The organism is Streptomyces calidiresistens (assembly GCF_014141525.1).
GTDB classification, from domain to species: Bacteria; Actinomycetota; Actinomycetes; order Streptomycetales; family Streptomycetaceae; genus Streptomyces; species Streptomyces calidiresistens.
Window position 1 is genome coordinate 1 of record NZ_VKHS01000164.1, and the last position, 8,520, is coordinate 8,520.

General features: G+C 74.4%; 9 protein-coding genes. 4 read left to right on the forward strand and 5 right to left on the reverse strand.

What is annotated here, in order from left to right:
- Nucleotides 1-35 precede the first annotated feature (35 nt).
- Nucleotides 36-497 (reverse strand): MaoC family dehydratase, encoded by a 462-nt coding sequence (locus tag FOE67_RS09570; protein WP_182662533.1) that lies wholly within the window; start codon nt 495-497, stop codon nt 36-38.
- A gap of 248 nt (nt 498-745) precedes the next feature.
- Here FOE67_RS09570 and FOE67_RS09575 point away from each other — a divergent pair, with 248 nt between their 5' ends.
- From FOE67_RS09575 to FOE67_RS09585, 3 genes are all read left to right on the forward strand, one after another.
- A complete protein-coding gene (locus FOE67_RS09575) occupies nt 746-1,570 on the forward strand; it encodes an SDR family oxidoreductase (protein ID WP_182662535.1) in 825 nt (274 codons plus the stop codon).
- A 75-nt stretch (nt 1,571-1,645) separates the two neighbouring features.
- Nucleotides 1,646-2,329, forward strand: a complete 684-nt coding sequence (locus tag FOE67_RS09580; protein WP_323384579.1) for a TetR/AcrR family transcriptional regulator — start codon at nt 1,646-1,648, stop codon at nt 2,327-2,329.
- 150 nt (nt 2,330-2,479) lie between these two features.
- Complete coding sequence (locus FOE67_RS09585; protein WP_182662537.1) at nt 2,480-3,478, forward strand: NADPH:quinone oxidoreductase family protein; 999 nt, start codon at nt 2,480-2,482, stop codon at nt 3,476-3,478.
- Between the two features lie 111 nt (nt 3,479-3,589).
- On the opposite strand, the gene FOE67_RS09590 is transcribed toward FOE67_RS09585, so the two are convergent.
- The 4 genes from FOE67_RS09590 to FOE67_RS09605 all read right to left on the reverse strand — a co-directional run bounded on the left by FOE67_RS09590 (nt 3,590) and on the right by FOE67_RS09605 (nt 6,748).
- On the reverse strand, nt 3,590-4,804 hold the full coding sequence (locus FOE67_RS09590) for an acyl-CoA dehydrogenase family protein (protein ID WP_182662540.1): 1,215 nt from the start codon (nt 4,802-4,804) through the stop codon (nt 3,590-3,592).
- 3 nt (nt 4,805-4,807) lie between these two features.
- Entirely contained in the window at nt 4,808-5,854 is a 1,047-nt protein-coding gene (locus FOE67_RS09595; protein WP_182662543.1) for a phosphotransferase family protein, read from the reverse strand.
- A gap of 136 nt (nt 5,855-5,990) precedes the next feature.
- Nucleotides 5,991-6,299 (reverse strand): DUF202 domain-containing protein, encoded by a 309-nt coding sequence (locus FOE67_RS09600; RefSeq protein WP_182662545.1) that lies wholly within the window; start codon nt 6,297-6,299, stop codon nt 5,991-5,993.
- Nucleotides 6,300-6,352: 53 nt separating this feature from the next.
- A complete protein-coding gene (locus FOE67_RS09605; protein ID WP_182662547.1) occupies nt 6,353-6,748 on the reverse strand; it encodes a YidH family protein in 396 nt (131 codons plus the stop codon).
- Between the two features lie 148 nt (nt 6,749-6,896).
- On the opposite strand from FOE67_RS09605, the gene FOE67_RS09610 reads away from it, so the two are divergent.
- The coding region (locus FOE67_RS09610) for an FAD-binding dehydrogenase (RefSeq protein ID WP_182662549.1) at nt 6,897-8,520 on the forward strand (1,624 nt) is incomplete at its 3' end.

The following is an 8,520-nucleotide window of genomic DNA, read 5'->3' on the forward strand; positions in this document are numbered from 1 at the left end:
GGAACGGGGCCCCTCCCATGGGGCCCGTGGTCGGCTCAGAGGTAGAAGCGGGTGACGGTCTCGGCCACGCAGACGGGCTTGTCCCCGCCCTCCCGCTCCACCGTGACGGCCAGGACGCTCTGCGCCCCGCCCGGCACGTCGGTCACCTCCACGATCCGGGCGCGGGCCCGAACCCGTGAGCCCACCGGCACCGGGGCCGGGAAACGGACCTTGTTGGAGCCGTAGTTGACGCCCATGCGGACGCCCTCCACCCGGAGCAGCCCGGGCACCAGCACCGGCAGGAGGGAGAGGGTGAGGTAGCCGTGGGCGATGGTGGTGCGGAAGGGGCCCTCGGCGGCGCGTTCCGGGTCCACGTGGATCCACTGGTGGTCGCCGGTGGCCTCGGCGAACAGGTCGATCCGCTTCTGGTCCACCTCCAGCCATTCGCCGGGTCCCAGTTCCTCGCCGGTCGCGGCCCGCAGTTCGTCGGCGGTCGCGAAAACCCGTGGCTCGGCCATTCCGGTGCCTCCTCGTCTCGGTGTGGTGGCGCTCCGGCCCGGCGGCGGCGCCCCCCGCCCACCGACTAAGCGCCCGCTCAGCATTCCCTGCCCCGCTCCCGCTGTCAACGCGGTCGCACCTCTTCCCCCCGGCCATACCGACCGGTTAGTCTGCCGCCGCGACGCCCGTCCCGCCGGGGTCCCGCCCGGCGGCTCACCCGGGCGCCGCCCGGCGGACCGGAACCATCACCGATGAGGGGAGCCCCACCATGGCAGCCGTAGGGGACGAGCGGGCGGTCACCGACCCGGACGCCGGGGACGTGCGCGGCGCCGCCGTCGTGGTCACCGGCGCCGGCGGCGGCATCGGAGCGGCCCTGGCCCGCAGTTTCGCGGCGGGCGGGGCCCGGGTCGCGGTCAACGACATCGACGCCGAGCGGGCCCGGGCGGTGGCGCGCGAGATCGACGGCGTGGCCGTGCCGGGCGACGCCTCCACCGTGGTGCCGGCCGCCCGCCGCGCCCTCGGCGGCGCGATCGACATCTTCTGCGCCAACGCCGGTATCGCCCCCGCCGGCGGCCCGGAGGCCGACGAGGACCTCTGGGCCGCGGCCTGGGACGTCAACGTCATGGCGCACGTCCGGGCGGCCCGGGACCTGGTGCCCGAGTGGCTGGAGCGGGGCAGGGGCCGCTTTGTGGCCACCGTCTCGGCCGCCGGCCTGCTCATGATGCCGGGCTCGGCCCCCTACAGCGTCTCCAAGCACGCGGCGCTCGCCTTCGCCGAGTGGATGGCCGCCACCTACCGCCACCGCGGCATCTCGGTGCACGCGGTCTGCCCCCAGGGGGTGCGCACCGACATGCTCCGCGACGCGGGCCCCGCGGGACAGGTGCTGCTCGCCGACGAGGCCATCGGCCCCGAGGAGGTGGCCGAGGCGGTGCGCGCCGGAATCGCCGGGGAACGCTTCCTCATCCTGCCCCACCCCCGGGTGGCCGAGTACGCTACCGCCCGCGTCGTCGATCCCGACCGATGGCTGGGCGGGATGAACAAGATGCAGCGCATGATCGAGGAAAGGACACGGGGCACCGCCGGCGCGGTATGACCGACCGGGCGGAGTGCCCCGCCGTCCCCTCCCCGCCGCACCGGCGGGGGCGGAAGCGGTAGTGGAAGGGCAGTGGTGGGGATGACGGACCGCGACAACGGGCGGACCGGCGACGGCGACCGGTACACCGACGACCGGTACACCGAGGGTCGGGAGCCGGCGCGCGAATCCGGCCGCGCCGCCGCGGCGCGCGGTGAGGTGCCCCGCCGACTCCTGGCCACCGCCACCCGACTGTTCGCCGAACGCGGGTACGAGGGCACCTCGGTCCAGGAGATCGTGGACGCCGCCGGCGTCACCAAGGGCGCCCTGTACCACTACTTCGGCTCCAAGGACGACCTGCTCCACGAGGTCTACGCCCGGGTGCTGCGCCTGCAGCAGCAGCGTCTGGACGCCTTCGCCGACGCCGACGCCCCCGTGGAGCGGCGACTGCGGGACGCCGCCGCCGACGTCGTGGTCACCAGCATCGAGAACCTCGACGACACCGTCATCTTCTTCCGCTCGATGCACCAGTTGAGCCCGGAGAAACAGAAGCAGGTGCGCGCCGAACGGCGTCGTTACCACGAGCGGTTCCGCGCGCTGGTCGAGGAGGGACAGCGCGCGGGGGTCTTCACCGACGAGACGCCCGCCGAGTTGGTGGTGGACTACCACTTCGGGTCGGTCCACCACCTGAGCACCTGGTACCGCCGGGACGGACGGCTCTCCCCGCAGGAGGTCGCCGACCACCTCGCGGCGATGCTGCTGCGGTCCCTGCGTCCCTGAGGACGCGGGGACCGCCCCGACCGGCCCCGGCGGGACCCTCCTCGTTCCCGTCGACGACGGCACGCCCGGACGGCGTGCCGCCCCGTCGACGGTCGTCACCACACGACCGTGCCCACCCCACGGTCGCACCGGAACACAGGGAGGTCCATCGTGAGGGCATGGCGGGTCCACGAGACCGGCGAGCCGACCGACGTCATGCGGCTGGAGGAGATACCGGACCCCGAGCCGGGACCGGGGCAGCTGCTGATCCGGGTCCGTGCCGCCAACGTCAACTTCCCCGACGCGCTGTTGTGCCGGGGGCACTACCAGGTTCGGCCGCCGATGCCGTTCACGCCGGGGGTGGAACTGTGCGGGGAGGTCCTGGCCGTCGGACCGGACACCGACCCCGACACCGTTCCGGCCCCCGGCACCCGGGTGGTGGCCCAGCCCGCGCTGCCCGGCGGCGCGTTCGCGGAGAAGGTCCTCGCCCCCGTGGCGGACGTCTTCCCCGGCCCGAAGGCGCTGGACGACGCGGAGGCCGCCGCCCTGCACATCGGCTACCAGACCGGCTGGTTCGGCCTGCACCGCCGGGCGGGCCTGCGGGCGGGGGAGACCCTGCTCGTGCACGCCGCCGCGGGCGGGGTCGGCAGTGCCGCCGTGCAGTTGGGGAAGGCCGCCGGCGCCACGGTGATCGGCGTGGTCGGCGGCCCGGAGAAGGCCGCGGTCGCCCGGGAGCTGGGCTGTGACACCGTGCTGGACCGCACGGAGGTCGGCGACGACCTGCCCGCCCTGGTCAAGGAGGCCACCGGGGGGCGCGGGGCCGACGTGGTCTACGACCCCGTCGGCGGCTCCGCCTACGAGGCCTCCGCGAGGTGTGTGGCCTTCGAGGGGCGGATCGTGGTCGTCGGCTTCGCCTCCGGCACCATCCCGCGGCCGGCGCTCAACCACGCGCTGGTGAAGAACTACTCGATCCTCGGCCTGCACTGGGGGCTGTACCGTTCCCGTGACCCCGAGGCGGTGACCGCCTGTCACCGCGAGTTGACCGCGCTGGCCGCCGAGGGCGCCATCCGGCCCCTGGTGGCGGAACGGGTGCCGATGGAGGGCGCCGCCGACGCGGTGCGACGGGTCGCCGCCGGGACCACCACCGGCCGGCTGGTCGTCCTGCCCTGAGCCCGGGTCGTCCGGGTCCCGGGGCCGCCCTCCCGGAGGCCGCCCCGGCGCCGGGACGCCGGCACCGGGGCGGCCCCGGGGGGCCCGGGCGGGAGCCCGGGCCCCCCGTCGTCAATCGGCGAAGCGGGCCAGCTCCCGACGGGCCAGGGAGCGCTGGTGCACCTCGTCGGGGCCGTCCGCCAGGCGCAGCGAGCGGGCGGAGGCGTAGAGCTCCGCCAGGGGGAAGTCCTGCCCCAGACCACCGGCTCCGTGCACCTGGATGGCGCGGTCCACGATCTCGGTGACGGTGCGCGGCACGGCGATCTTGATGGCCTGGATCTCGGTGTGCGCGCCCCGGTTGCCCACCGTGTCCATCAACCAGGCGGTCTTGAGCACCAGCAGTCGCATCTGCTCCACCGCCACCCGCGCGTCGGCGATCCAGGTCCGCACCACGCCCTGGTCGGCCAACGGGCGGCCGAAGGCGGTGCGTCCCAGGGCCCGGCGGCACATCAGCTCGATGGCCCGCTCGGCCATGCCGATCAGACGCATGCAGTGGTGGATGCGGCCCGGACCCAGCCGGGCCTGGGCGATGGCGAACCCGCTGCCCTCCTCGCCGATCAGGTTGCCCACCGGAACCCGCACGTTCTCCAGGGAGATCTCGGCGTGACCGCCGTGCCAGTCGTCGTCGAAACCGAGCACGGTCATCGCCCGGCGAATCGTGACACCGGGTGTGTCGCGGGGCACCAGGATCATCGACTGCTGCCGGCGCGGGTCCCCCTCCGGATCGGTCTTCCCCATCACGATGAACACCTCGCAGCGCGGGTTCATCGCCCCGGAGATGTACCACTTCAGGCCGTTGATCACGTACTCGTCGCCGTCCCGCTCGACGCGGGTCCCGATGTTGCGGGCGTCCGAGGAGGCCACCGCCGGTTCGGTCATGGCGAACGCGGAGCGGATGGTGCCCTCCAACAGGGGCTCCAACCACCGCTCGCGCTGCTCCGGCGAGCCGAACTCGGCGAGCAGTTCCATGTTGCCGGTGTCGGGGGCACCGCAGTTGAGGGCGGCGGGCGCCAACTGCGGGCTGCGACCGGTGATCTCGGCCAGCGGCGCGTACTGGAGGTTGGTCAGACCCGCGCCGTACCGCTCGTCGGGCAGGAAGAGGTTCCACAGCCCGCGTTCACGGGCCTCCCGCTGCAACTCGGCGAGGACGGGAACGGGCTCCCAGCGGTCGGCGGCCGCCGCGCGCTGCTCCCGGGCGACGGACTCGGCGGGCAGCACCCGCTCGGTCATGAACGCCTCCAGCCTCTTCCGCAGTTCCTCGGTACGGGCGTCGTGGGCGAAGTCCATGGGTCAGTCCTCCCGGAGATTCGTCAGTCCCTGTGCGATGAAGGCCGGAACGAGCGAGCCGATCCGGTCGAAGCCCGCGCCGATCGTGCGGCCGAGCGTGAAGCGGTAGTGGATGCCCTCGAGGATCACGGCGAGCTTGAAGCAGGCGAAGGCGGTGTACCAGGGCAGGCGGGAGACGTCCCGTCCCGAACCGGCGGCGTAGCGTTCCACGAGTTCCCCGGTGGACGGGTGGCCGGGGGCGGTGCCGGTGACACTCACGGGCGTGTCCGGAACGGGCTCCTGGTCGCAGTACATCGCCAGCAGCCCGAGGTCGGTCAGGGGATCGCCGAGGGTGGACATCTCCCAGTCGAGCACGGCGGTGACCCGGTCCCCGTCGCCCACCAGCACGTTGTCCAGCCGGTAGTCGCCGTGCACCACGGCGGGGGCGCCGGAGGCGGGAACCCGACGGGTCAGTTCCTCCCGCAGTCGGTCGATGCCCGGCAGGTCGCGGCTGCGGGAGGCGGCCAGTTGCTTCTCCCAACGGCGCAACTGCCGTTCGAGGTAGCCCTCCGGTCGGCCGAAGTCCTCCAGCCCGACCTCCGCCGGGTCCACCGTGTGCAGGGAGACCAGGGTGTCCAGCAGGTCGAGCACCACGGCCCGGGTCCGCTCCGGTCCCAGGGCCGTCAGTTGTCCGGCGTCGCGGTAGGGCACGCCGGGCATCAGGTCCATCACGTAGAACGGCGCGCCCAGCACCGCGGGGTCCTCGCACAGCAGCACCGTGCCGGGCACCGGGACGGCGGTCGGTCCCAGCGCGGTGATCACCCGGTGTTCGCGGGCCATGTCGTGGGCGGTGGCCAGCACGTGTCCCAGGGGCGGGCGTCGCACCACCCACCATCCGGTGCCGTCGGTCACCCGGTAGGTGAGGTTGGAGCGTCCGCCCTCGATCAGGGAGGCGCTCAGCGGTCCGGCGACCAGGCCGGGGCGCTCGCGGTCCAGGTGGGCCCGCAGGCGTTCGGGGTCCAGCCCCGGAGGGGAGGAGGAGGGCTGTGGCTCGGCGATCGGTTCGGCCATCGGCGCGGGCTCCCGGGACGTGAGGGGCGAAGGGTCCCCCACATGATGCCGACCAGTCGGTATGTCGTCCATACCCCGGGGGTGTTTTCCCCGGTCGGCCCGCACCCCCGGCTGCCGACCCCGCTCCTCACCCTCCTCACCGGATCGTGAGGACGACCCCCGCGGCGAGCGCCGGAACCAGCATCGTCACCGGGACCGCCACCACCACGGGGTACCGCACGGCCGGTGGGCGGGGCCGCCCCCGGCGCAGTTCGGCCGTCCGCCGGCGGGCCACCAGGGCGAAGCACGCCCAGCCCGCCGTCGCGACCCCCGCCACCGCGAAGCCCGCCGGGTCACCGGCCATCACCGCCCCCCGCCACACCAGCAGGGTCAGCACGGAGAACGCGAGCACCGTCCGCCACCAGGCCATGTCCGTGCGCTCGGGTTGAACCGCGGGATCGCGCACCGGCGGTGGATCGGGGATCCCGGCGTCGGCACCGGGCCCCGCGTCCCCCGCCCTCACCGGGGACCGCCCACCACGATCGCGATCGCGACCGCCGTGCCCAGCGTCCCGGCGGTCAGGCCCAGCAGCAGCGGGAAACGGGAGACGGGCAGATCCCGCTCGCGGCGCATCGCGAGCTCGCACCGCACCCAGTGCCGCACCGCGTGCACCGCGCACAGCGCCCCGGTCGCCAGCAGGGCCACCGCCACCGTCACCCGCACGCCCGCGGGCAGGTCGGTGAGGAACTGGTCCACCGCGATCCCGCCCGCCAGCAGGGCCAGCCCCGTCCGCACCCACGCGAGGAAGGTCCGCTCGTTGGCGAGCGAGAACCGGTAATCCGGCGTGGTGCCCTCGCGCTGCACCCGCCGGGGGGAGAGATACATCAGCACCGTGGACCACGCCCGAGCAGCCATGATCCCGAGCCTAGTGGCCCGCCACGGGAATCCCCGGTGCCCCACCGCGCCGCCGGGGCCCGCCGGGTCCCGCCCCGGGTGTTGACGACACGACGGCGGGGTCCGATGATCACCGGGCGGCCCGCCCGGGCCGGGGAGGGAGGACGACATGCCGCGGACCGCACCGGGCGCGGACGGGGGTCGGCAGGGCCTCCACGCCGCCGACACCGCCGCCGACGTCATCGTGATCGGGGCCGGCCTCGCCGGTCTGGTCGCCGCCGCCGAACTGGCCGAGGCGGGCCGCTCGGTGATCGTGCTCGACCAGGAACCCGAGGCCTCCCTGGGCGGCCAGGCCCACTGGTCCTTCGGGGGCCTCTTCCTGGTGGACTCGCCCGAACAGCGTCGTCTGCGGGTGCGCGACAGCCTCGAACTCGCCCGGCAGGACTGGTTCGGCTCGGCCGCGTTCGACCGGCCCGAGGACCGGTGGCCGCGCCACTGGGCGGAGGCCTACCTCGATTTCGCGGCCGGCGGGAAGCGGGCCTGGCTGCACTCCATGGGGGTGCGGTTCTTCCCCGTCGTCGGCTGGGCCGAGCGGGGCGGCGCCGACGCCCTGGGCCACGGCAACTCCGTCCCCCGCTTCCACATCACCTGGGGCACCGGCCCCGGCGTGCTGGACCCCTTCGTGCGCCGGGTGCGGCGGGCCGTCGAGGCGGGGCGGGTGAGCCTGCGCTTCCGACACCGCGTCACCTCCCTCGGGCGCACGGCCGGGACGGTGGACACCGTGGCGGGCGAGGTCCTGGCCCCCGACCCGGCCGAGCGGGGTGCCCCGAGCACTCGTGAGGCGATCGGCTCCTTCGAGTTGCGGGCGGGGGCCGTGCTGGTGGCCTCGGGCGGCATCGGCGGCAACCACGACCTGGTCCGTGCCCACTGGCCGGAGCGGCTGGGCACCCCGCCGCGGCGGATGCTCTCCGGCGTCCCCGCCCACGTGGACGGTGAGATGCTGACCGTGGCCCGGCGGGCCGGCGGTCGCCTGATCAACGGCGACCGGATGTGGCACTACACCGAGGGCATCGAGAACTGGTCGCCGGTGTGGGCCCGGCACGGCATCCGGATCCTCCCGGGACCCTCCTCGCTGTGGGTGGACGCCCGGGGCGCGCGGCTGCCCGCGCCGCTCTTCCCCGGCTTCGACACCCCGGGCACCCTCGCCCACATCGCCCGGTCCGGCCACGAACACACCTGGTTCGTGCTGACCCGCCGGATCATCGAGAAGGAGTTCGCCCTCTCGGGGTCCGAGCAGAACCCCGACCTGACGGGGAAGAGCCTGCGCGGGGTGCTGGGCCGGGTGCGCGGGGGCGCGCCGGGGCCGGTGCGGGCCTTCATGGAGCGGGGCGCCGACTTCGTGGTCGAATCCGACCTGTCCGCCCTGGTGCGGGGCATGAACGCGCTCACCGGGGAGGACCTGATCGAGGAGACCGCCCTGCGCCGGGTGATCGAGGCCCGAGACCGGGAGGTCTCCCATCCCTTCACCAAGGACGCGCAGCTCACCGCCGTCCGCGGGGCGCGCCGTTACCTCGGGGACAGGCTGGTGCGGGTCGCCGCCCCGCACCGGTTGTCGGACCCGGACGCCGGGCCGCTGATCGCCGTCCGCCTGCACGTCCTCACCCGCAAGACGCTGGGAGGTCTGGAGACCGACGACCGGGCCCGGGTGCTCACCGACGGGGGGGAGCCGTTGCCGGGGGTGCTTGCTCTTATACACATCTCGGAGCCCACGAGACTTGGAGCTATCTCGTATG